We start from the raw sequence: 23,944 nt of genomic DNA, 5'->3' as shown, positions 1-23,944 counted from the left end.
TCAATTTTGATTTTTAGACATTAAAAATACGCCCTCTTAAACAGTCGGCGCAAACTGTCTAAAAAAGGCGTTAAAATTTTCGCTACGTTACTGATACCACATACGGTTTCTAGAATCATTTTCCGAGTATCACCTAATCACCTTCTTTAAAAAGAGGGCAAGCACCGCTATAAAAGCAAATACCTGCCCGTTATATTACACAATAATCATTACTGATATAGACCATATGATAAGAACGAATGAGAGGGTAAGAAAAAAAGTGTTTACTTTAGTTTCTTTATCATTCTTAATTTTTCTAATTATATTTACAAGATTTAAACAAAAAACAATCCCTAAGAACGGCATTACAACAATACAAATAAACGCAAACAAACTAACCATCTAGATCACCCCTAATCACCTTTACTTTCCTTATTTACTTAAAATATCTTATGTTTAATTATACATGAAATCGAAAAAATATGGTTTCATCTACCAAAACTCATTGCAATCCTTTAACCAAAACTCAATACGGTTTTTATCCAACTTGTGTCGCCTGCCTTTCGATTAATTTCGCTAGTTGATACGCAATCTTTTCGATGTCAACTTCTTCACGGACGGTGAACTGATTGCCGGAGATAACTATTCCTCTGCCAAAGCCGTTTCCACCTTTCCCCTCCGAGTATTCCCGATTCTCACGCGCAGTTAAAACGCGTTCGCCTTTGCGGAAAAGCGCTGAGTAACCGGTATATGACACAGAATCTAATCCGCTGTAGTCAGAACTGCTATAAGCTTCTTATATATTTAATAATTTTATAAAAATAAAGGATGTGCTCTTTAGTTGATTGAGTATCGACTTTCAATAAACTTAAAATTCCTTTAACATACCAAAGTTCTAACGTTTGGTAGAACTCATTCAAATTAACCGAAACTTCATATTCTGCTAAAAATACTTGAGTGTATGTATCAATTTCCTCTAAATTCTGAGGTAAATATGACGCAAAAATTGCTACTAAATCAAAATATCTAGGTCCTTTCCGTGCCTCACTAAAATCGATGAAGCAAACATTACGTTCAGCAGTTAATAAAATATTCCACGTACCTAAATCTCCATGAATCCAATTCGTCTGATTATGATCCAACACCATTAATTTTTCAATTGATGGGCATAGTTCATCATAAATTTTTGGTAAGTTTTCATGTAAAAGTTCTTTTGTATCTATCCATAACCTATCTAATGCAAAACGATTATGACGCGCTGGTTCATAATGAAAATCCCTTAAATATTCTTGTAACATCTGATAAGTATTTAAAACCTTTTGCAAAGGAGCTTTTTCGTTTACTGAAGGTACGTAAATCTGTATTTGAAATAAAATTTTATCTATTTGAGTAAATGGCTCATCAAACTTTGAAGTTAAAATCTCACTCACAATGTTTTTATTTTTTGTTCTAATATGTTGTATAAGTTTATATTCAAAATAAGCCTGCTCTTTCGTATCAACGGATTTCAAAATATATTTTTCCGAAGTTTTTGTATGCAATAAAAAGGTTGAAGCTGTTTTTCCATTAGTCAATAAAGTTTCATTTGTAATTGTAGGTATATCAAATTCCTTTACTATTCCTAAAAAATAATCCATAAATTATCGCTCCTCTTCGCAAATTAAATTGGTTCTTAGTCAAATGTCGGGGTGTCATCTTTTAGCACACTAACCCAAATGAACTCCGATTTTTTTATACTTCAAATTTAAAAAGTGATCGCAGCGTCGAAAGCCATATGCATTCCGTTTCGTCACTTTTGGTAATCTCTACATTCTTTTTAATCGTGGGATATTCATGTTAAAATTCATTTGCACAGTTCACCTTCCTATTCTTGTTTCTCGACAATTCAAGTATATATAAATCAGTGAATCTGTGCTTTTTTTATGCGTGTAATTGTATGAATACCCCCAAAAATAATATAGAACTCCAAAAAAACACTTCCATGAATGGGAATTCCCCATAAATGAATGTGTTTCATAGTTTAATTCAATTAATTAACATTAAGTTATATGATCTCAGTAATTAGTCGGTATAAATCCAATGAATTCTCTCTAAATAAGTCCTATAATCCCTTGTAGCTCTAACCTTAACTCGCCATCATGTCGATGCGAATCTTGTCTGCAATCATGGCGATGAATTCACTATTTGTCTTAAGGGATAATACAAATTTAAAATTGAAATGTTGATATATCTAGGTTTTCGAACACTTTATTTAACTAAAGTTTCATTTATTTATTGGTAGTTAAATAGTTTCACATTATATACTATCTTCTATATAAATTTTAATACCACTACTCCTACCAAATTAATTACTACCCTTAAGATAAAATTCTCCAAAAAAAAGCAGAGCAATTGCCCTACCTTTTTAATGTTCTTAATTAAATATCTATTCGTATTTTGAAAGCGTCTTTTTCATTGCTTCTTTATCATAATTCTTATGTTCTAAATTTGAAACCCCTATCGCTTCTTCTACATGTTTATACATTTCATTAAATCCTTCATCAGTGGCAAAACCACCTCCACTTTGAATCGCCTTAGTCACACCATAAATAAGCTGTGTAGCTTTCAAAGCATCTAATATTTTTTTTTCTTCTTCTGTTGCATCTTCTTTATAAGTTGTAAAGTAATCTTCGAAAGCTTCATGGAATCCTTCGATATTTTTTTCTTCATTAATCGTATCTTTCATAAAGATAGCAAATTGTATTCCATTATTCCATACATCCTCACGTACATTTTCAGGTGCATTGCTTTTATTTCCACAGGCGCTAATAAAAATAGCTGTAATCACTAATAAAAAACCTACAGTAATTTTCTTCATTAAAGTTAAACTCCTATTTATTCTGATTAATACTCTTTAAGATTAACATTGAACAAGCAAATACCATACATACTACCGCTAACACAAAATAACTTGTTGCATATGTACCGTTGATAATGTAGTTATAGGCATCACCGCCAACGTAGACATTTTTACTAGAGCTTCTAAAACTATCATTGTTTTCATAAATACACAATTTATAAAAGCCCATGCTAATTGATACGATAGCGCCAATAAAACCTATAACACTAAAAAGCGTATATGGTGCTTTTGATTGTTTATTCTTATTCTGTTCATTGAATCTTTCCTCTAGTGACTTCTGAACTATTTCTTTTTCTTCCAAAACTACCACTCCTAAATATATTATAGAACTATATATTACCATAATATACATAATTACAGAATAATATTTCATATTTTTTTATATGCGTGTAAAAATTGGTAAGGGATATATAGAAGAAACTCAAATAAGGGTATCGTTATTTACCATCTAAAAGTGGAAGCAATACATCTTCTGACTGAACCTTTAACTCTATCAGCCCAACCTTTACAATCTCAGCGTTAATTACTTTATATATTCGCCCATGAATTGCTAGTGTACTATTCACTTGGAATCCCTCTCGGTTCTTAGCGTTATCTTGCACATTGATAACAAGCGTTTTAGTAGCCATTACAATGGAATCTTCATCCACTGTCATTTCCTTATAGCTAATCACAGCAGGCTCAGAGCGATCTATAACTGTTTCTGTTTTGTAGATTGGTCTACCCATAGCGTCAGTTCCTACTTTGATTTTTACAGTAGTAGTTGGCTCAATGACATAGTTGCAATATTCCACTAGGGCTTTATATTTGAACCCTCTCTGAACTACTACATCACCTGTCACAAGATAGTAACTATCGTTAATAGTAAAGTAATCGCCACGCTTGAATTCGTTCAAGGAATGAAAGTAAAACGTGCTGTTAGTTGACAGCGTAGCATTTGACATAAAGCCCTCTATTGTGCTTGGAGTAACAGTCAACTCATTCTTCATGTATGGTTGAACAAGCCTTGAAAACGTTTCTGTGAGTGTCTCAGCATCAAATAGTTTCATCTTACCCACCACCTACACATACAGCATGAACACATCTGAGTTATTATTTTCAGTTCTCATGGTTCTAACCTTATAATTTAATTGGTCAATACGCTTCATTAGGTTCTCGTGGAACTCACTGACTGTCATATCATCTATTTTTACGGCTTTCATCAGTGTTGGATTGTTAGCTACTGATTCAAGCATACCGAGAGCAGTAGAATAGATTGCCTTCTTGTCTGTCATAGACTGCGAATTGTACTCTGAATAAGCATCAAGACCGTTTTCAGCAAGATACATCATCAACTCATTCTGCTCAAGGTCTATACCTTTTGTTTCCAACTGTAAGCGCTGTAAATTGTTCATTTTCGATAATCACTCCAATTAATTCATTTTATATTCAATTTCAACTTCCAATAACCTTAGTTATGTAAACTGGAATAAGTAATAAACACTGATACAACAACATTCTTTAAATTTTACAGAAATGCTATTTATTCGACATTGATACATCAAGGTTTCTTCCATCTACATATCTGTAAGGCTATTGAAAATCTTGCATAAAAAACAACGATTTAATATATTAATATTTTTGTTCATTTTCCTCATTCGCTAACTGCATCAGCCGTTCCTTTATCCCTTTAGGCAACGGTACACCTATCCTAACTAGATTCTCAGTTATAGACAACCCTTCCATGCCGATATAGAAGTAAATAGCCATTGTTCTAAAGACTGGCACACCTGACGCTGTAAGTACGTCTAATAGGTTCGCTAAGACTATTACAATCATAATAGTGGCTTTCTTCAAGAAGCCGACAAAAGCAACCTTTGAGGATAGACGTTTTTGCACAAATGACACCATTACGCCTGTAACAATATCAATGACCATAAACGCAACAAGAACAGTCAATGATACATGCCACCCACCAATAAGGAAGGATAATGATGTTACTGTCAATGCTAGGATAGTGAATAAACTCATTTTCTCCATTGTTCATTCACCTCCAATACAATTGTTGTAACAGGCGTGAAAATTTGGACATACTCTCTCCAACTCTCCACACCCGAAAAAACACTATTTTTCACCAAAATAAAAACGCCTACATACAATAAAAATCTTTATGATTTCCTTTAAATATAGACACCTGTTTTATCCATCTTTATGATACCTTTTCAGCAAGGTGACTTGAGCCATCATGATTACTGTGTTCTACCTGTTCAAATGGTTTCACATCTTGTATTCGATTCATCTCAAGTGCAACATCATTCACGTAAGGTGACTGCTCAAGAACTGTTTCAGCGCTTAAAGCGCCCATTGCATGTTGCTTACTCATATTATCAATAATCTCAGCATGGTTAGATGGAGTGTTGTATTGGAAGTTAAACTCAAGCGTCATAAAATCATCTTCTGAAATATGAACCCCTTTGTAACTCAACAGCTTACAAACCTTTTCCCAACGCTCATAAAAGCCCTGCTTTAAGTATGTTTCATTTAATCCTGCTTTCGTATCTGCTAATGAGAACAGCAACTTAATACTCACCTCGGATAGATTGCTTACATCAGTTTTGTTCATGGAAACAGCAGGCGTTGAACTTACATCTAATAAAGCCTGTTGTAGCGTCTTGTAGACTAATTCAAAAGACTTTGAATCTAATTGGTTAGTTACCATTTTGAAGTCAGCACCATCATCAAGGTTTAAGCCTCCACCAACAATATTAGTAGGCAACGAGTCTTTAAGTTGCTGACCAACCACAACAGGAATAGGATTCATAAACTTATACATGCTGTCAACATACTTAGATAATACATCCTCCATGTTATCCAATATCCCCATATAATCATCTAACTCTGAGCGACCTTCTGTATCACTAAATTCATTGTTAGTCTTGTATAGGACAGGTAAGCCACTTAGATTAGCATACTGAGCAACTAGCTTTAATTCTCCACCTTCATTTGACCATTCTTGGACTAACTTATCAGTATAAATTGTATAATAAGCAATACCATCAAAGACATAATGCTCAACAAAGGCAATCATTTCCCCATGATGATTGAACACAGGTGTACCATCCTCTGCGTCAATAATTTTTGAATCAATTCTCCCTTTAGCATTAATGAAAAGGTATTCAGCTACCTGACCAAACTTGATTAATTTGTTTAGGATAATAACATTCTTATCATCAAAGCGACCTAGCTTATTTACTTTCAAAAATTGCTCAACCATTTTCTCAACTCCAATGATATTAACACTGTTCTTCAACAGGTATTGCGTTTGGAAGTTCAAAATAGTCTTAGCCAACTGAATCACAATCTTGCGTGGCTCAATTAACTGACCATTGTACTTAAATGAATCACGTTGTAGTATCTTGTGCTGACCATCTAAATATTTTTTCTTACTAAACACATCCTGCAAACGCACTTGGTTGTCATAAGAGTTTATTTCCTCTAAGAACCAAGTGGGATTACCTTTGTGCTTTAATTGTAAAAATCTATATAAGTCCATCTTCTTTTTCCTTTCTTATTAAAAATAAAATGCCACACCCTGAATGAGTATGACTGAAACTACTGTCTCTCGTACCAATCTCTGTCTTGATACACTTTAAGTTTGATAAAAATCCCTGTTCTGTCTGCGCTCTTATATGCTTAGCGTATAATATTACTTCTCAAACATCTTCATCTAAATTATACATTTACCAATTGGTACTTAATTATATCCTCACTATTGAAAGAAATATCTTAATGCAATCTAAAACTAATTCTTTATTGTTGTTCATCTTATCAGTACCTAATACAATTATATTTTTATTGTGAATCCTTCTAACCAAAATTTGTTTCATATATCATTTTCTCTTTACCTTAATAGCAAATGGTATAGAATAATTTAAATCAAAAGGATTTGAATACTATCGAATAGCTTTCTCTAGTTGAGCCAATTGCTTCCGCTTATATTCAATAGTTTCAACAGGAACAAAAGGAATCCCTTTTAGGTACATTGCTCTTAAAGAAAAAGCAATCTCCTTCTAACACTCTTTTAATCGCCTTCTATGAGATTCATTCTCAAAACCTAACTTATTCTTTTCATTGGACAACCGTTGCTCAATTATGCTTGTTTAAACTATCACGATACTTTTTAAATGCTTCCATTTTGCGATTCTCCTATACATACCATTTATTTATTTTCATGCCTTGAATAGCCAATGCTGTTGAAATAACGCTATCATCGTGGTGCAATTCACTATTTCCTCGCTTATTTCCTAAGCGACCATTTGTTTCAACGAACATCTGCATTTGCTGTAAGGTTGTCTTACATTCGATATTGATAAGCCCAAGCTCAAATTGCTCTTTCATATCACTTATCATTATCGCCTTTGTTTTTTCAGAAGTGATAAAGCCTATTTGCAACTTCTTCTTTCCTCGTTCATCAAAGGTTTTCATCTTATACATATTAAGATAGCCACGCTCTTTGCGTAGGCGTTCAATAACAGGTAAACCATATGAATTACGTTCCACTGTCAAAAAGGCATAGTTATAAAAAATCCCCAAGTCATAGATAACCTGAGCAAATTCATAGACTGCAATCTTATTATGGTAGAAACTTATGACTTGATGTCCTTCTGAATCAAATGCAGTAATTGTTGAGTAGTCATTTCCTGAGCCACTCGCTGTATCGACTCCAAAATAATATTTCATATTGCGCTCAGGATATTTGAAAAGGTCTAAGCCTTTACCAATGTATTTTCGAACGCTCTCAGGTATTTCTGACAGCACCTCATTTTTAGGTAACGGCTCAATTGCATAAGAAAGCCTAGTTAATACCTTATGTTGATCAAATACACTTCTACCTGTAGAAACAAAAGAATCAAAGGGATTTGAGGGGTACTCTTGCATAAACTGCTGTTCATTTTCCATGTCCTGAACCTTCCATCTTCTCCACATTAATTGCCTTAAGGTTGCCCCCGCTGTATATAGGGCTACTTCATCTTCTTCTAAGCCATCAGAAGCAAGACGCTTGCCACAATTGGTCGCTTTATACCAACGCTCGGCTTCATCATAGTCATGGGCAAATTGCTTTTTGTATAGCTTGTGGTAAAAAGGAATGAAATAAGGAACATACTTAGACTTACCTTTGAGGGCTTGCATATACAGGCGGTAGAAATGGTTGCTTGTACCATTGGAGGTTGTTTCAATTGTTAATTGGCTCTCAGCCCCTTTTGCAAGGGATTGTTCAACCGAGAGTAGTTGAGTTTCCTGTGACGCATAAAAAGCAAACTCAGATAAATGAACATAGGTGTATGTTGAACCACGCCCAATATCTTTGTTCCCCGCTGTAACACTTGATATTCTTGAACCATTAGTGAACAATAGCTCGCTTCTGTTATCCCTGCGAACCTTCGGGAATACATTAGGGAATTTTTCTCTTGGAACAGCGTCATTCATTTGCTTCAACTTTTCAAAAAGCGCTTTTGCTGAATCACCCTTATAACTCACAATTAAGATATTTTCGTTAGGCTTGGTTAATGCTCTCCATAATGCCCTAGCTAGCACAAATGTTGAAATACCTGCTTGCCTTGCTTTACCAATCACAACAAAGCGATTCCCTAGCATAAGATTTTCAATTTCTTGCTGTGCTTCATTGATTTCAAATTTAATGACCTGATTTTCGTTGTCTGTAATAAAAATAAAGTTCTTAGCAAAAAGTGGGAACTCACTAAGAACTTTTTCAAGTTTATTTGATTTAGTTGCCATGTGCTACATCACCAATTCATCATAAGCATTGCTTTCTTGTGGCACATAGACCTGAGTAGCCTTAAACTCTTTATTAAATGCTCTGACCTGCTTTTGAAGGTCTAATAAAAGCTTAATAGCCTTTTCATCACCTTCAGTGGCTCTTTCTGCTGTGACTTGATAAATTTGCTCTAAATCATTCGCCATGCGTGATTCAAGATACAAATTAGTCAACATCAGATACTCAGAAGATTTCTCCCACTTCTTCATGTGGTTCAATGTTTTCACATCTAATTTTTGACACAATGCTTCTTCTGAGAGTTCTTCAGTGCGATTAACATATAGGTCAAACCTCCATTTAAAGTATTCCCTTTTCTTGTATGGAACTGCTTCAAGTGCTTTGTAAATATCCATAAATATCAGTCCTCTCTTTTAGTGATATTCAGTGTTCATTTCATCCCTGTTTTGGATGTAAAGTTTTGCATTTTCAATATGTCTATCAACAATTTTAAACTCATTGCCATACTCATCTATTAAATAGTCTTGTTTTTTTAGTTTCTTAATGCGGTTTTCCCCTGCTCTCAAGACTCTTTTTTCAATGTCAGTTAAACCTACTTCTTTTTTTTGTTTTCGCAGGTCTAAAACAGCAACATAATCCTGTTCAATAGGGAATACATCTTCACCATTTTCATCTTTAAATTTGTTGAATCGCTGCTCTGTTTCCTTCAACTGTTCTACAGTGATATGCTCTAGGTCTGTTTCTTCTTCAACTACTTTTTCAGCATACTTTTTCTTAAACGAATGATGTGTAATTTCATCATCTTCAAAAGGTGTTGTTCTATATTGGTTGGTGTTTTGCTTACCTGTATCGTTGTAATCACCAATATTCTTGTGAATTAGACCTGCTTCAATTGTTTCATTTACAGCTTGGACTGCTGTTGACTCTGAACAATTTAAAATCATCGCCCAACGTGATTTAGAACAAGTAAAAATACCATTCTCACTGTTAGCCCATCTATAGGTAGTAAGATATACATATAATTGGCGAATGTCTGTAAGTTCATTGAACACATCAAATTTAAGTTGTGTATGGCTTATATCTTCAAATTCCACTAATTCAGCAATAAGAATGTCATTAGCATTAAATTCATCCACAAGCTCACCATCAATACTAGTAAATCTAATGACCTTCTTATCTCTCAAAGAAATAAGAGTATCTTTGATTGCTTTAACTGCTCGCTTTTTGTTGCTTGCAAGTTCAATTTGTCCTTTGGCATGAAGCAATGAAGCTGAAATATAAATATTCTCTCTATAGTCCCTACTTATTGAAAGTAACGAATAGACATATAGCTCCTGCGGTGTTAGTTGAAACTCATTTCCATCTGAAATAAGTTGATTGTTAATCATAATAAATTCCATCATGTAAAAACTCCTGTGTGATTGTATTTTTATTAGAAAAAAGAAGTCACCTTCTTGGTAACTACCTAGTTAATTTTCTTATATTTATCTAATGCTCGCTGTAGTTCATCAGTTTTCTGATATACTGTGTAAATCGCATTATCCTTAATGCTTCTAGCTTTTATGATATAAGAAATTCCTTCTTCTTTTAGATAGATTGAAAGTTTCTTTGTGAAGCAAAAGAAAAAGTCTTTTTCAGTTAAGTTTGTCATTTTATAAACTCCTATCTGCTTATTTGAACACTTAGTTTTTCAGAATAAATTCTTTGTATTTCTGTACTTTGTTTGCTTCCATAGCTACTTTGTTATTCTCATATTTTGAGAGCAAAGCGATTGAGCAACCAATGTGCCTAGCAATATCAGATAGCCTAATTTGCTTCCGTCTACGCATTAAGAACAGCTCTATTTGTGTCAAGGTCTTACTTCCTTTCTTCAGTTAAAAATTTTCATGAAATGAATTGAAAAAGACACTCCCATTTCTGAGAGTGTCTAAGGGATTATTAACCCTGTGTTAATACTGCAATTGCTTTCTTTGAACCAACCTTTAAAGTTGCTTCTGCAATTACTTGACCTTTCACTGAATCACCTGTTTTTGCAAGTGGTTCAAAGTGTGGCTCACGCAAATATGCTACATCAACATAAGTGTCATTGAAGAACACAACTTTGTCAGCAGGAACATGTTTTGATAAAACAAATTTTACTGAACCATAATTAGTGTTAATTTCATCTACTAGTAAGCCAAATGATGTTGTCACATGGTTGTAAGAGTAGTTATCCTTATAGATAGCGTCAATTTTTTCTTTAATATCAGCATTTACAAAGGCATATACTTGACCTTCTGCTAAATCCTGATTCCAAAGATTACGCATAACTTGCTTAATTGCATTTTCATCAATCGGAGCTGTTACAGCATTAGTAGCATCAGCCATTTCAATTAGACCTGATAATTGGCGTTTAAACGGTGTTTTTGAACCATCTGCTCTAAGACCATTAATAAATTTCTTTTCCATGTTAACTTTTAACTCTAGTAAACGGTCAGCAACTTCTGCTGAGAACTGAGTTGATTGCATTGCTTCTGCTGTACCTGATACCTGAACACCCTTCTTGAAAATCTCAAGGATATTACTTAGTTCCGCTCTAGCAGATTCATAGAATACTGTTGTGTCTGCTCCTTCAACCGCTGAAATATCTTCATCATTAGATAGTGAGTTTTCTCGCCAGGAGTACACATTGCTAAGTGCTTTTTCAATATTGCCTTTAGCCATAAGTAATGATGTAAAGGGTGTTGCCTGAACCCCAATTACTGCAATCTCATTTGCTAATGAAACGCGTTCTGATTCTGTAAATGATTGTGATTTAAACATTAATAATTTCCTTCTTCCCGTTAATTTGTTTTACTTAAATATTTTTGTGAACTTACTAGCAATCATGCCTTTAGCGTCACCATTTTTCTTGTGAGCTGTATAGTCATCTTGCTTAGCAACTTCCTTAGGCTTAAAGCCCATATCAAGTTTTACTTCATTTATTAACTCTGTTAGAGCGTCAACTTTTTCTATTGGCGTTTTAGCAAGACCAAACGTCTCTACAAATTCCTTTGCAAAACCAAACCCTCGTTCTTCAAGCTGTAGCTGTAATCTTAGATTTTCTAATTCAATTTTTTCTCGCTCTAAACGCTTGGTTTCTTTTTGTAGCTCCTGCTTTTCTTGTTCCAACGGATTTACATTCTGTTCCTGTTCAGTTACTTCAACTTCCTCAGTAACCTCAATAGATTCTCTTTCAATGGCTTCTGCTGTTTGTAAATTTTCCATTAATAATCTCCTTCTGATTTGATATTTTCCGTATTTCTACAAACTAAAAAAGCCAATAAGCAACTGCTCATGGCTTAATTGTCCATCACTCCATATAGACCCTTAGAACGTCATATTGAGCGTTATGAGTAAACCACTCATAAAAATCTCCATCTGAATCAGCAGATTGAATTATTTGCGCTCATAAGACTTCACAGGTCGTGTTCCAAGCTGTCACTCATTCAATAGATAATATGAACATGCTCAGTTAAAGATTTGAATAATGACCAATAAAAAAAGGACTACAATTAGTAGCCCTCAAACAATGGTGATAAATACGTTCAGTAGTTATCAATTTTTTGATTATTTCTGAAATTATACTAAGGCTCTAGTAAAACCTCAACAAATCAAAAATTCAAGAGGAAAATTATCTCCTCTTATAAGGAACAGTTTGTACGCGAAAAGTGTGACTTTTGAATTCAGGTCATCTCCAAGAGTCATACTTATCCTGAACACGCTTTAATCTTTTTTTGAAGTTGCTTTCCTCCAGCCCCATCAATCTAGCAAAGTGGCGTTTGTTAAAGTCGATAATTTCGCCATTTTGGTTAAATGTAAATACATCTGTTAGCTTGCTGTCCAAAGCCAGTTGCAAGTGATTTAGCAACCCATTTGTAAATTCCTTTTGCCTTTCCGACAAATTTAAGAAATCAAACTTAAATATCTTACGAAAGTTTGTTTGATTTTTGAGTAACTTCATATCACTTTGATTGATAAAATAACGTTCTCCATCTATATTAAACTCTCTAGTACCTGTTGCTTTAGCAATCTCACGATATATTTTTTTGTTAATACCATGATTGATATACTTTACAATCTCTTTGTCCGTTTTCGTTGTATCGACTTTAGGGATAATTTCATTTAACACTCTTTTTAAAGGCTCAACTGTCTCAGCAATCTTTTCAGCTTTTTCTTTTTTGACATACGGTAATACCCTTAATATGTCGTTAAAGCACTCATAAAACTCTTCATGTTCTACTTGCTTCAACAATTTATCAGGTATCTTATCAAAGTCATCAACATGATAATACTCGCCAATCTGTGACAAATAGTAATAAATATAGTCTGTGGCTTTCATGTCATCATGTGTTCTCTCAATATTTGACAGATACTTTTTGTACACATACTTTGCGTATCGTTGTTGTAGCGAATTGATATAGATTGCTATATAATCCTCTGCAACTTCTGCCTTTGCTTTTCGTTTCGTCTTCATGTAACTGTACATATACTTTGTCACCAAATGAAAGGACAAATCATATTTAATATTTGCGCCCATGCTTATCAGCTCTGTTGCTAAGTCATATTTGCCTAATTTGTGTTGTTCTATTTTTTGTTTTAAATCCATTAAAAATGCTCCTTTTAATTTATCGTAATTATTGTTCTCTAGTTCTCATTATATATTATTTCACCAACTCTTTTCCCGAAATTAATTATCGAAATATTATCATCACAAAAATATTAGTAATACTTTTTTCATAAAAAAACATCTACAAAAAATAGGTACTTACACTGCTTCCCCCGAGAGAATGGTACTCATCCTCGCCATCAAATCACTAGAATTAACTGCTCTCCTTCTGACTTAATCTCGTCTTTGTCGTCTTGTAATAAAGAATATATTTTGGAAATCCATAAAACTCATTTGTTCAATCAAAATTAATCTATGCAAGTAAACTAGGACGCAAGCCCGTCAATAGTTTTTTCTTTAACCCTATTTATTTCTTTATAATAGTTTCTTTCTTTAAACTTGTTATAATGCGTCCCAATTAAGTATACTTTTTAGACACTCTTATCTAAAAACTGTCCCGAATTGGTACATTTCTTATAGACTAGGGTCTAAATACTGTACCAATTTAGTACACATTTACGCCCTAAGAGCATTTAATGCTTGTCAATCGTTCAAAAGTAACTGCCTTGTTTTCAAATATACTTCAAGGAAAAAGACAGACACACTTCATAGCTCCATTAATCCTCATTCGTTGAACCCGTATCTTTTACTTTTACCCTGTTTAAACCTGAACTTCAGTTCTACACATCTACTATCCGCTTCTGCCCCCGATAATTCCAATTAGCTAGCCTGACAAGCGCCATAAATACTTATCCCACTATTTTATGGAACATATTTAAATTATATTGTATGATGTGTTCTGCGTAGCGTAGCTTAGCCACTCAGACCTTCCACTCCTGACCTTTAACGGAGTCACCACCAATTCACTCAAAGCGAAACAAGGAACGCTTACATAGAGTCCAAACGATAATTATTACTTAAGCTATCGTACAAACCTGTCAATTTTAGTTTGAAAACATGTTACTAGACTTTCACGTTCGACTACCGAAAATAAGCACACTTAGATAAATCTAGACATTGAATCTTTTTTCGAATATGCTGAAAATAGCTTTACATTGGTGTGTATGCTTTTTGCTTTACAGTAGTTATATTTATTAAAAGTCGTTAGTGTTCCCTGCACTAACGACTTTTTTATTCAATGATTTTCTATTATTTTCTATTGCAATTTCTCACATCGTCACTAGGACAATATGAGAACGCACTAAGCCTAATGCCTGTTTATACTCGCTTAGTCGAGTTATCTATACAGTTTTTTGTCCTGTACTTTATCGCTTTCAATTTTAACTGTTTTCACAATCTCAAAGCTTTCTAATTCTACTCAACGTTGCAAAATTGTATTTCGTAAATGAAAAGTGAGCCACTTCACAATTGAACAGTCAGTCCATTTCAGTGGACAAGTTAAATGTCACAGCATATTTTTCTGTGGGCTTTACATGGAGCCTCTACGGGCATAATTCGCACTTAAAAGCCGTTGTATCAGTAATTTAACGCCCGCACCAGGGTATCATGCCCGCCACTAGCCGAGGTGTTCTTCCGGAAAAGACAGACAGTGTAAAGTGGCTCACTGACTCAGTTAACAATTGGCTCAAAATTAGGTTGCGATATACACAAAATCACAATTTTCTTCAATGAGGTAACATTTGACGTTATTTCGTAGTTAAATTTGGATGAATAGATAAACCAACACTTAAACTCTCACTGTAGCTTCAAAATTATTACATATAATCTTGTTCCTCTGCTTGTAGGAAATAGATATGATGAATTTGAAATTTCTATCTCAAAGTTGTATCCAACGTCTTAAAACGACTGATATTTTAATTTATGTCCTTACTTAGTATTTTTGACAAGAATAGATTTTGTTTTGAAATTTGTAAGATTGTAAGCACCAAGCATTAATTTAATTTGGAAGCAGTTTTTCTGTTTATGCTTTGGCTTAATCTGTTCTACTGTTTACATTGGATTAACTGTTATCTCAAGTTAAGATTTCAAAAAGTTAAAGAATACTTTCAAATCCTTGTATAATTCGCTATTGTCGTATTCTACATAGGCTTTTGAAACAGCGTACTTTCCCGCTCTCGGAAGTAATGATGTATTGTCAAACATGAGAAAATTTCACCTTCCCTGCATCCTCAATTTTGAACTCTTGTACCATGAAATTTCTGAATAGCATTAAGGTCTGTTCATAAAATGGTTTTTGGTGAAAGATGTTTAGCTCACAATGCAATATAAAGGGATCCAACTGTAATCAAATAGATCTTACGCAAAAAAAACACACCTCCATCAATCGAATTTCCGTAAACTCAACAAATGAGTGTGCGTTAATACTTACCCGCTTATATTTAAAGGTTCAAAAAGTGATTTATCGGTAAATAAATCTATAATATATCAACTATAAGTCCTGTAATCCCTTGTAGCTCTAACCTTAACTCGCCATCATGTCGATGCGAATCTTGTCTGCAATCATGGCGATGAATTCACTATTTGTCGGCTTCGATTTTAAATGATGTACCGTATAACCAAACATCGACGAAATCGATTCATAATTGCCACGGTTCCACGCGACTTCAATGGCATGACGAATCGCACGTTCAACTCGTGATGGCGTTGTATTGAATTTTTTAGCAATTTCTGGATATAAAATTTTTGTCACAGAGCCTAATAACTCGATATCTTCGAACACCATCTGGATAGCTTCTCGCAAATAAGAGTAACCTTTAATATGAGCAGGAACGCCGATTTCTTTAATAATGGCTGTAATCGTGCTATCTAATTGATGTTGATTTAATTTTTGAGGTGCCGCTGGTTGTAAAACACTTGTCTTTTTAGGAAGTGAAGCCTTCTGCCCAGCACAATGTAAGATCTTTTGAACCAATTGATCAAATTCAAATGGCTTTAGCATGAAATAGGATGCACCTAAGTCTACAGCCTGTTTCATCACATCTTCTTGGCCAAAAGCAGTTAACATTATAACTTGAATTGATGACATTCGTTCATTTTGATACATCGACTCTAAAACAGCTAACCCATCAAGGTGCGGCATTATAATATCTAGAAGCAAAATATCTGGTGTGAATTCTTCTAGCATTTGTAAACAAACTTTCCCGTTTGAAGCAGTTGCAATTATTTCAATTTCAGGATGCCCTTGAAAATACTGCTCCATCGTTTTTAACAACTCACGATTATCATCTGCAATCGCTACTTTAACCTTTGTCATTTAAATTCCTCCTTTTGAACTGTGCTTTGAATTACCCCAAAGCGTCACCTATCCCCTAATGCAATTTTTGCACACTTTGGAATTTTCGACATTTTTGGTTTAAAAACCTTTTCAATTTCCAAAAATGAGTATGTAGTCCGATACTTTCTTTTTATATCGACAAGTTATGATAAATACCTGCAAAGCTTCGAATGCTTATATCATTTATTTTAGTGAAAAAACGGAGATAAAACTACAGTTTTTTTAAAGTGTCGCTAATCACTTCATAAATAAACGAAATACTTGATGAACAAGATATTTTTATGAAAGAATGGAGCTACCTTTTTGGCAGCTCCTTCGTTTAAGATGATTTTTTTAACATTTCTGCTACTGTAAGCGCTGCTCCCTTTTTTGGCTCCTCCACAAACATATGTGTAACTGCACCTACAAAAAGACCGTCTTGAATGATAGGACTGCCACTCATCCCCTGCAAAATACCACCTGTTTTTTCAATGAGCTTTTTGTCAGTTACTATGAATTCAAGGCGTTCATTTTCAACCTTGGTAATTTCAATTGAAAAAGTTTCTACCTTACTGCCCTTAATCGCAGTATAGATTTCAGCCTTCCCTGTTTTTATATCCTTTTCATGCATAATTTCAATTGCTTTTGGCAAACTTTGTTGATAACCGTCTTCCCAACGGCCGAAAATTCCATAAACCGTATTTTTATCGATACTCCCTAATCGATTATGGTGTTTTTCAATGGAGGATATTTTATAGCCAGGCTGACCAGGTATGCTTTTACGAATTTGTTGAATCGAAGCTAAAAAAATGGAGCCAGCATGGAAAATAGGGGCTTCTTGTAACGTTGAATCAACGATTTGGTGGCCTAATGCACCGTAATTTTTTGTCTCTGGATCAATGTATGTCAATGTTCCTACTCCATCTGTTTCATCTTTTAGAAAGGAAATAACATGTTCTGCTTCTTGCTCCTGTAAATCAAGTGTCATTTCTTTTCCTTCACTTTTTATCGTCCATTTCTGTTGTCCTTGCCGAGCAACAGCTTTTTTGGCATCTACAAGTGTTTTTACTGTAATATCATTAATTTTTTCAATTACAGCGCCTCCTTTCATCCACTGATTGGAAGCTAACAGCACATCATGTGCTACAAATACATGTGATAGCTGAAGTTGAATACCAATTGCTTCGCCCATCGGAATTAGCTTTTTTACGGCAAAAGCCTTTACGGGCATGAATAATAAAACGATGAGCATAGGCAAAATGACAAATTGACGCCAACGACGATACATACGACACCTCCTTTTTGTTTTTGTCTTTTTACTATGTGTTTTTGTGGCGTTCTTATAAGCGGTAAATATTTGCGCAAAAAGAAAAAACCCAGAAACAACGAGTGTTTCTGGATTCTTTTGCTATCTCATTTGTTTTTTTCGTGCATTAGCCATTTTTAAAAGCTCTGTGGCGTGTTGCAAAGTTAAATCTGTAATTTCCGCTCCAGATATCATGCGACTGATTTCTTCAATACGAGCATTCGTATCTATTTCCAGCAATGACGTAAATGTTCGATCATGCTCGACTTCTTTTTTAATAAAATAGTGATGATCGGCCATCGCAGCCACTTGCGGTAAATGCGAAATACATAAAACTTGAGAATTAACAGATATTGCAGCAATTTTTTCTGCGATTGCTTGTGCTACACGACCACTTACACCAGTATCTACCTCATCAAATATAATAGATGTTATGCCATTTGAGGATGAGAAAATTGTCTTTAACGCAAGCATCATACGCGATAATTCTCCACCAGAAGCAATTTTCGGTAAAGATTTTGGCGGCTCACCTACATTCGTAGAAATATAAAAAATTACTTGGTCTTTACCATTTGCATCAAAGTAAGGCAATTCATCAAAATTTACAATGAATTTTGCTTTTTCCATATGTAATTCACGTAGTTCGGCCATAATAGCTTCACTTAAATTATGTGCAGCGTCCTTTCGAACAGTAGAAAGTTCTGCAGCAAGTTCATTTAATACTGCTTCCATTTCCAATACTTTTCGTTCTTTTACTTGTAAAATTTCGTCTCGATTTAAAAGCTCATTTAACTCGGTTTTAATTTTATCGTAATACGCTAAAATCTCTTCAACTGTTGAACCATATTTGCGCTTCAAATTTTGTATTAAGGCTAAACGTTGCTCAACTTCATTTAATCGAGCCGGATCAAATTCTAATTCATCCAATACATTTTTGACCTGGTAAGCAGCATCCTGTAATGCATAAAATGCAGTCGTGACAGATTCCGATGCTTCTTTAAATTGCTCGTCAATTGTCGCAGCATCCTCTAATGCACCCATCGCATTGCCAATCCAGTCAAGGCCTTTAGAATCACCTTGAATAGCTTCATATGCAGCACTCGAGCGTTCGAAAATCTTATTGAAATTCATTAAACGGCGACGTTCATCCAATAACTCATCTTCCTCGCCAAGTTTTAAATTGGCATCCTCCAGCTCTTTCATTTGGAATTGGTACAAATCAATACGTTGCGCCATTAACTGTTCGTCAATCGAAATCGAAGCTAATTCTTTTTTTAATGAACGATATTCTTCGTATTTAGAACTGTACAAATTTTGAATAGGTGTCAGTTGTTCCTCGGCAAAATGGTCCAGTAAATAGATATGCTGTTTCTCATCCATAAGCTCTTGATTTTCATGCTGTCCATGAATATCGATGAGGCTAGATCCGATATCACGTAGTACAGATAATGGCACAAGTTTTCCGTTTACTCGACAAACACTTTTTCCAGTATCATTTAAATCACGGCGCAAAATAATGGTATCTTCTTCTATTTCTATGCCTGCCTCTTCAAGTTTTTTATAAACAGGATGCCCAGAACTTGAAATTTGAAATAAACCACCTAATTCTGCCTTTTTAGCTCCATGACGAATAAATTCGGAATTCCCTCGGCCGCCAGCAAGTAAATGCACGGCATCGATAATAATTGATTTTCCTGCACCCGTTTCACCTGTTAAAACTGTTAAACCATCTGAAAAACTAACTGTTAAATCCTCAATGATGGCAAAGTTTCGAATACTAAGCTCTCTTAACACAAATTGTCACCTCTGTATCAAATTACCCTGCTATTTTATAGCATGTCTAATAAGCGATTTTTTGTATTTTCACGCTCATCTTCGTTACGACAAATAATTAAAATAGTATCGTCTCCAGAAATAGTACCTAAAATTTCAGGCCAATCTAAATGGTCAAGTAGTGATGCAATAGCATTGGCATTACCAGGAAGAGCCTTCATTACCAAAAAGTGTGATGCACCATCAATGCTGACAAAAGCATCGGCTAACGCACGGTGTAATTTTTGTATTGGATTGAAACGTTGGTCTGCGGGCAAGCTATATTTATAGCGTCCATCCTGTAAAGGTACTTTCACAAGATGAAGCTCTTTAATATCACGTGATACTGTTGCTTGTGTCACATTATAGCCTGCATCCTTTAAAAAATCGACTAAATCATCTTGTGTTTCAATTTCATGATTGGCAATAATATCCCGAATTCGTATATGCCTCTGTCCTTTATTCATGTCGGTCACCTCTTATAAATAGTTGAATATTTGTATATTTACACTACCATTTTAAACATAAAAGCACAAGAAAAAACACGGCTCTGTAAATGAGCACGTGTTATTTTAGTGCACTATGCGCTTCTTCAACGAGTGCATTAAAAGCTGTATACGCAGGAATTTCTTCATTACCTATAGGATTCACTAAATGGAATAAAAATTCAATATTTCCCTCGCCTCCTGTAATTGGCGAAAACGAAGCATCCTTAACGACAAAGCCAACCTCTGTCGCCATTGCAGCAGTTTTTTCTAAAACTTCTAAATGTACTTTTTTATCACGAACAATGCCTTTTTTACCGACATTCTCTTTCCCAGCTTCAAACTGAGGCTTCACCAATGCCATTACATCGCCACCTGGCATTAACAATGTTTTTAAGACAGGTAAAATAAGCGATAATGAAATAAAGCTAACATCAATTGTAGCAAAGTCTGGCAAGCCCTCTGTTAAATCTGGCGCTGTCGTATAACGGAAATTTGTTTTTTCCATGACAGTTACACGTTCATCAGAACGGATCTTCCATGCTAGTTGGTTAGAACCAACATCTAATGCATAGCAATGTCTTGCACCATGCTGTAATGCGCAATCTGTAAATCCTCCTGTAGAGGAGCCAATATCAAGCATTAGCTTCCCCTCTACAGACATATCAAAAATTTGTAGCGCCTTTTCAAGTTTCAAGCCGCCACGACTAACATATTTTAAATCAGAGCCTTTTACTTGTAGTGGTGCATCTATAGCAATTTTTTCTCCCGCCTTATCAATGCGAGTTTCATTAGAAAAAACAAGCCCTGCCATAATAGAGCGCTTTGCTTTTTCTCGCGTTTCGCATAGCCCACGCTCTACAAGTAAAATGTCTACACGTTCTTTTGGTTGTTTTGTCATTATTTATTCAAACCTACTTGTTGTTTTTGTTGAAGTAACACATGCAGACGTGCCACTGTATCCTCAGCCGTCATATGAATTTCAGCGAGAAGCTGATCTACATTACCATGCTCAATAAAATGATCAGGGATTCCCATACGATCAATTATTGCACTTAAATAGCCATGGTCATGGGCAAATTCTAATACACCACTACCAAAACCACCTTGCAGTACCGCCTCTTCAATCGTCAAAATTGGTTTACGGCTTGTTAATATACGGTGAAGTATATCCTCATCCATTGGTTTAATGAATCGTGCATTGACTACTTCTATCTCAACACCTTGCTGCGCTAAAATATTGGCTGCTGCCATTGCCATAGGAATCGTCGTACCAAAGGTTAAAATCGTTGCATCCTTACCTTCACGTAACACTTCCCAGCTACCAATTGGTAACGCCATAAGCTCATCATCTAACGGAACGCCTATACCATTGCCTCGAGGATAACGTAATGCAATTGGACCGCCATCATAGTCAATGGCTGTTTTCACCATATGCTGACCTTCATTTTCATCTTTTGGCATCATAATTGTCATATTTGGTATATGACGAAGGAATGCAATATCAAATACGCCTTGATGTGTTTCACCGTCTGCGCCAACTAAGCCTGCACGGTCAATTCCTATAAAGACATTTAGATTTGGACGTGCGATATCATGTAGTACTTGGTCATAGGCACGTTGAAGGAATGTTGAGTAAATGGCTAAAAACGGCTTCATGTTTTGTGTCGCTAAACCTGCCGCCATCGTTGCTGCATGTTGTTCAGCAATCCCTACATCAAAGAAACGTTCTGGGAAATCCGTTTGAATCCCTTGTAATTTTGAACCTACTGGCATTGCTGGGGTAATCGTGACAACGCGTTTATCCTCATGAGCAATTTTGCGGACAGTCTCAGCAATCAAGCTACTCCATGCTGGACCTTTCACCTCAGACTTTACAAAGGCACCGTTTTCAATTTTATACGGACCTGTCCCATGCCAATTACCAATTGTATCATCTTCAGCAGGTTTATAACCTTTGCCTTTTTTCGTAATGACATGAACGAGCACTGGGCCTTTCACTTTTTTAGCTTGTGATAATGTTGACTCAAGAGCATCGAAATCATGTCCATCAATCGGACCAAGATATTTAAAGCCTAGCTCCTCAAAGAACACACCTGATACTACTAAATATTTTAAGCTATCCTTTAAGCGCTCAGCAGTTGTAGCAAGCTTACCGCCTAGCACTGGGATCTTATTAATGAGCGATTCCAGCTCTTCTTTAGCTTTTGAATATTCTTTAGCTGTACGAAGACGCCCTAGTACACTGTGTAGCGCTCCGACGTTTGGAGCGATTGACATTTCATTATCGTTTAAAATGACAATCATATTTGTTTTAGCATGGCCGATATGGTTTAACGCCTCCAGCGCCATACCGCCTGTCAAAGCTCCATCTCCAATAATTGGTATCACGAAGTTTTTTTCTTTTTTGATATCTCGTGCTGCTGCCATACCCATGGCTCCTGACAAAGATGTCGAGCTATGACCTGTCTCCCACTCATCATGTTCACTCTCCACACGCTTTGGAAAACCACAAAGCCCTTTGAACTGACGTAATGTATCAAATTGATTTGCACGACCTGTCAAAATTTTATGCACGTAAGCTTGGTGGCCAACATCCCATAAAAACTTATCTTGTGGACTGTCAAACATTTTATGGAGCATAATCGTTAGCTCCACAACACCTAGGTTCGGTCCAATATGACCACCCGTGACAGAACATTTTTCGATTAAGAAGGTACGAATTTCTTGTGCAAGTCGCTCAAGACCCTTCTTATCTAAGCTTTTTAAAAAGGCTGGACTAGTTATATTATTAAAATCCACCTTTCTCACACACCTTTTCAATAAATTATTCACCGTAATTGTGTTTCCACTATTATAACAGTGTTATTAATATGCTAAAAGTACGAACACTTTATTGTTTGCACATTGGCAAACGCCTTCACCTATTCTAGCATATTATGTGCCTTTAACGCCTCGTTTTTCCCCTAGTTTTTACGATGTACAATATAGGCTGCAAACTCACGTAATAAGCTGGCATCTACTTCCAATTTATCTAGTGCGTTAATGGCATGCTGATAATGCTCAGCAAGCTTTTCTTTTGCCCCTTCTAAAGATAATAGAGCTGGGTATGTGCTTTTGTCACTTGCTACATCTTTACCTGCAGTTTTACCTAGTTCTTCTGTAGTACCCTCAATATCTAAAATATCATCTTGAATTTGGAAGGCAAGACCAATATGATGCGCATATTCCTTTAAAGTTTCGCGTTCTTCTTGCATTACATCAGCTAACACGGCTCCCGCTTCAATACTAAATCGTAATAGAGCGCCCGTTTTATTGATATGGACATGCTCAAGCTCAGCTATGTTTAACTGACGCTTCTCACCTTCCATATCGAGTACTTGACCCCCAACCATACCTTCTGCACCAGCTGCTTTACTTAACAGATTGACTAATTCAATGCGTTTTTCAGCTGATACATCCATGCGTGCTAAAATGCCAAACGCAAGTGTATTTAATGCATCGCCTGCAAGTGTCGCTAATGCTTCACCATAAACTTTATGATTTGTTGGCTTCCCTCTACGGAAATCATCATTATCCATACTTGGTAAATCATCATGGATTAATGAATACGTATGGATGACTTCAACTACAGATCCTACCGTTAAACCATCCTTCAAACCCTTATTGTAAAGTTCAAGAACAGCCAATACGAAGAGTGGGCGAATACGTTTACCTCCAGCTTTTAATGAATAAAGCATTGATTCTTTTAAATTGGCTGGTGCATCAATTTTCTCGACTAGTGCAAACATTTCAGCTTCAACTTGAGGTATGTTGCTTTCAATAAAATGTTTTAATTGCTCGTTCATT

21 protein-coding genes are annotated in these 23,944 nt (G+C 35.4%); all 21 read right to left on the bottom strand.

The genetic code is table 11. The features are described 5' to 3' along the window. Positions 1–764: 764 nt before the first annotated feature. The 21 genes from ACIQZA_RS21295 to ACIQZA_RS21195 all read right to left on the bottom strand — a co-directional run bounded on the left by ACIQZA_RS21295 (position 765) and on the right by ACIQZA_RS21195 (position 23,943). The gene (locus ACIQZA_RS21295; protein ID WP_400936597.1) at positions 765–1,616 is read right to left on the bottom strand and encodes an aminoglycoside phosphotransferase family protein; all 852 of its coding nucleotides are present in this window, start codon (positions 1,614–1,616) and stop codon (positions 765–767) included. Positions 1,617–2,404: 788 nt separating this feature from the next. Next, positions 2,405–2,836, bottom strand: coding sequence for a hypothetical protein (locus tag ACIQZA_RS21290; RefSeq protein WP_400936595.1), 432 nt, complete (start codon positions 2,834–2,836; stop codon positions 2,405–2,407). Positions 2,837–2,849: 13 nt separating this feature from the next. Next, the gene (locus ACIQZA_RS21285; RefSeq protein WP_323655084.1) at positions 2,850–3,179 is read right to left on the bottom strand and encodes a hypothetical protein; all 330 of its coding nucleotides are present in this window, start codon (positions 3,177–3,179) and stop codon (positions 2,850–2,852) included. 136 nt (positions 3,180–3,315) lie between these two features. After that, entirely contained in the window at positions 3,316–3,927 is a 612-nt protein-coding gene (locus ACIQZA_RS21280; RefSeq protein ID WP_400936593.1) for a hypothetical protein, read from the bottom strand. A 12-nt stretch (positions 3,928–3,939) separates the two neighbouring features. Next, positions 3,940–4,272 carry a hypothetical protein gene (locus tag ACIQZA_RS21275; protein ID WP_400936591.1) on the bottom strand — a complete coding sequence of 111 codons (333 nt, stop codon included), beginning with the start codon at positions 4,270–4,272 and terminating at the stop codon, positions 3,940–3,942. A 217-nt stretch (positions 4,273–4,489) separates the two neighbouring features. Next, positions 4,490–4,897, bottom strand: a complete 408-nt coding sequence (locus ACIQZA_RS21270; RefSeq protein ID WP_132356647.1) for a phage holin family protein — start codon at positions 4,895–4,897, stop codon at positions 4,490–4,492. Positions 4,898–5,066: 169 nt separating this feature from the next. After that, positions 5,067–6,410, bottom strand: coding sequence for a phage portal protein (locus ACIQZA_RS21265; RefSeq protein ID WP_400936588.1), 1,344 nt, complete (start codon positions 6,408–6,410; stop codon positions 5,067–5,069). A gap of 653 nt (positions 6,411–7,063) precedes the next feature. After that, complete coding sequence (locus ACIQZA_RS21260; protein ID WP_402883738.1) at positions 7,064–8,653, bottom strand: terminase large subunit domain-containing protein; 1,590 nt, start codon at positions 8,651–8,653, stop codon at positions 7,064–7,066. A gap of 3 nt (positions 8,654–8,656) precedes the next feature. After that, positions 8,657–9,046 (bottom strand): hypothetical protein, encoded by a 390-nt coding sequence (locus tag ACIQZA_RS21255; RefSeq protein WP_248716384.1) that lies wholly within the window; start codon positions 9,044–9,046, stop codon positions 8,657–8,659. Positions 9,047–9,064: 18 nt separating this feature from the next. Next, positions 9,065–10,054: a hypothetical protein gene (locus ACIQZA_RS21250; RefSeq protein ID WP_402883736.1), complete on the bottom strand. Its 990-nt coding sequence runs from the start codon at positions 10,052–10,054 to the stop codon at positions 9,065–9,067. A 62-nt stretch (positions 10,055–10,116) separates the two neighbouring features. Next, complete coding sequence (locus ACIQZA_RS21245; RefSeq protein WP_132356652.1) at positions 10,117–10,302, bottom strand: DUF5659 domain-containing protein; 186 nt, start codon at positions 10,300–10,302, stop codon at positions 10,117–10,119. Between the two features lie 287 nt (positions 10,303–10,589). Continuing rightward, positions 10,590–11,453, bottom strand: a complete 864-nt coding sequence (locus ACIQZA_RS21240; protein ID WP_402883734.1) for an SU10 major capsid protein — start codon at positions 11,451–11,453, stop codon at positions 10,590–10,592. 30 nt (positions 11,454–11,483) lie between these two features. Beyond that, the gene (locus ACIQZA_RS21235; protein WP_400936581.1) at positions 11,484–11,897 is read right to left on the bottom strand and encodes a hypothetical protein; all 414 of its coding nucleotides are present in this window, start codon (positions 11,895–11,897) and stop codon (positions 11,484–11,486) included. 463 nt (positions 11,898–12,360) lie between these two features. Further along, on the bottom strand, positions 12,361–13,278 hold the full coding sequence (locus tag ACIQZA_RS21230; protein WP_402883733.1) for a hypothetical protein: 918 nt from the start codon (positions 13,276–13,278) through the stop codon (positions 12,361–12,363). A 2,422-nt stretch (positions 13,279–15,700) separates the two neighbouring features. Then, entirely contained in the window at positions 15,701–16,492 is a 792-nt protein-coding gene (gene spo0A / locus ACIQZA_RS21225; RefSeq protein ID WP_402883731.1) for a sporulation transcription factor Spo0A, read from the bottom strand. 340 nt (positions 16,493–16,832) lie between these two features. Beyond that, positions 16,833–17,780: a SpoIVB peptidase S55 domain-containing protein gene (locus ACIQZA_RS21220; RefSeq protein WP_402883730.1), complete on the bottom strand. Its 948-nt coding sequence runs from the start codon at positions 17,778–17,780 to the stop codon at positions 16,833–16,835. 120 nt (positions 17,781–17,900) lie between these two features. Next, entirely contained in the window at positions 17,901–19,592 is a 1,692-nt protein-coding gene (gene recN / locus ACIQZA_RS21215) for a DNA repair protein RecN (protein WP_402883729.1), read from the bottom strand. A gap of 35 nt (positions 19,593–19,627) precedes the next feature. Beyond that, positions 19,628–20,077 carry a transcriptional regulator AhrC/ArgR gene (gene ahrC / locus ACIQZA_RS21210; protein WP_053483721.1) on the bottom strand — a complete coding sequence of 150 codons (450 nt, stop codon included), beginning with the start codon at positions 20,075–20,077 and terminating at the stop codon, positions 19,628–19,630. A 100-nt stretch (positions 20,078–20,177) separates the two neighbouring features. Next, entirely contained in the window at positions 20,178–20,996 is an 819-nt protein-coding gene (locus tag ACIQZA_RS21205; RefSeq protein ID WP_142507168.1) for a TlyA family RNA methyltransferase, read from the bottom strand. Beyond that, positions 20,996–22,897, bottom strand: coding sequence for a 1-deoxy-D-xylulose-5-phosphate synthase (dxs, locus tag ACIQZA_RS21200; protein WP_402883727.1), 1,902 nt, complete (start codon positions 22,895–22,897; stop codon positions 20,996–20,998). The genes ACIQZA_RS21205 and dxs overlap by 1 nt, the downstream gene beginning before the upstream one ends. Positions 22,898–23,061: 164 nt before the next feature. Further along, positions 23,062–23,943 (bottom strand): polyprenyl synthetase family protein, encoded by an 882-nt coding sequence (locus ACIQZA_RS21195; RefSeq protein ID WP_400936571.1) that lies wholly within the window; start codon positions 23,941–23,943, stop codon positions 23,062–23,064. Position 23,944: the final 1 nt, after the last annotated feature.

The sequence above is a fragment of the Lysinibacillus sp. NPDC096382 genome, assembly GCF_044762845.1.
Classification (GTDB): domain Bacteria; phylum Bacillota; class Bacilli; order Bacillales_A; family Planococcaceae; genus Lysinibacillus.
Note: the sequence above shows the minus strand (reverse complement) of the source record. Positions and strands in the feature narration are given on the sequence as shown.

Coding starts and splice junctions, on each gene's coding strand:
- ACIQZA_RS21205 (WP_142507168.1), bottom strand. CDS start 20,996: ATGACAAAACAACCAAAAGAACGTGTAGACATTTTACTTGTAGAGCGT.
- ACIQZA_RS21230 (WP_402883733.1), bottom strand. CDS start 13,278: ATGGATTTAAAACAAAAAATAGAACAACACAAATTAGGCAAATATGAC.
- ACIQZA_RS21195 (WP_400936571.1), bottom strand. CDS start 23,943: ATGAACGAGCAATTAAAACATTTTATTGAAAGCAACATACCTCAAGTT.
- ACIQZA_RS21265 (WP_400936588.1), bottom strand. CDS start 6,410: ATGGACTTATATAGATTTTTACAATTAAAGCACAAAGGTAATCCCACT.
- ACIQZA_RS21280 (WP_400936593.1), bottom strand. CDS start 3,927: ATGAAACTATTTGATGCTGAGACACTCACAGAAACGTTTTCAAGGCTT.
- ahrC (WP_053483721.1), bottom strand. CDS start 20,077: ATGAATAAAGGACAGAGGCATATACGAATTCGGGATATTATTGCCAAT.
- ACIQZA_RS21240 (WP_402883734.1), bottom strand. CDS start 11,453: ATGTTTAAATCACAATCATTTACAGAATCAGAACGCGTTTCATTAGCA.
- ACIQZA_RS21250 (WP_402883736.1), bottom strand. CDS start 10,054: ATGATGGAATTTATTATGATTAACAATCAACTTATTTCAGATGGAAAT.
- spo0A (WP_402883731.1), bottom strand. CDS start 16,492: ATGACAAAGGTTAAAGTAGCGATTGCAGATGATAATCGTGAGTTGTTA.
- ACIQZA_RS21290 (WP_400936595.1), bottom strand. CDS start 2,836: ATGAAGAAAATTACTGTAGGTTTTTTATTAGTGATTACAGCTATTTTT.
- ACIQZA_RS21275 (WP_400936591.1), bottom strand. CDS start 4,272: ATGAACAATTTACAGCGCTTACAGTTGGAAACAAAAGGTATAGACCTT.
- ACIQZA_RS21295 (WP_400936597.1), bottom strand. CDS start 1,616: ATGGATTATTTTTTAGGAATAGTAAAGGAATTTGATATACCTACAATT.
- ACIQZA_RS21270 (WP_132356647.1), bottom strand. CDS start 4,897: ATGGAGAAAATGAGTTTATTCACTATCCTAGCATTGACAGTAACATCA.
- ACIQZA_RS21235 (WP_400936581.1), bottom strand. CDS start 11,897: ATGGAAAATTTACAAACAGCAGAAGCCATTGAAAGAGAATCTATTGAG.
- ACIQZA_RS21260 (WP_402883738.1), bottom strand. CDS start 8,653: ATGGCAACTAAATCAAATAAACTTGAAAAAGTTCTTAGTGAGTTCCCA.
- ACIQZA_RS21255 (WP_248716384.1), bottom strand. CDS start 9,046: ATGGATATTTACAAAGCACTTGAAGCAGTTCCATACAAGAAAAGGGAA.
- ACIQZA_RS21245 (WP_132356652.1), bottom strand. CDS start 10,302: ATGACAAACTTAACTGAAAAAGACTTTTTCTTTTGCTTCACAAAGAAA.
- ACIQZA_RS21220 (WP_402883730.1), bottom strand. CDS start 17,780: ATGTATCGTCGTTGGCGTCAATTTGTCATTTTGCCTATGCTCATCGTT.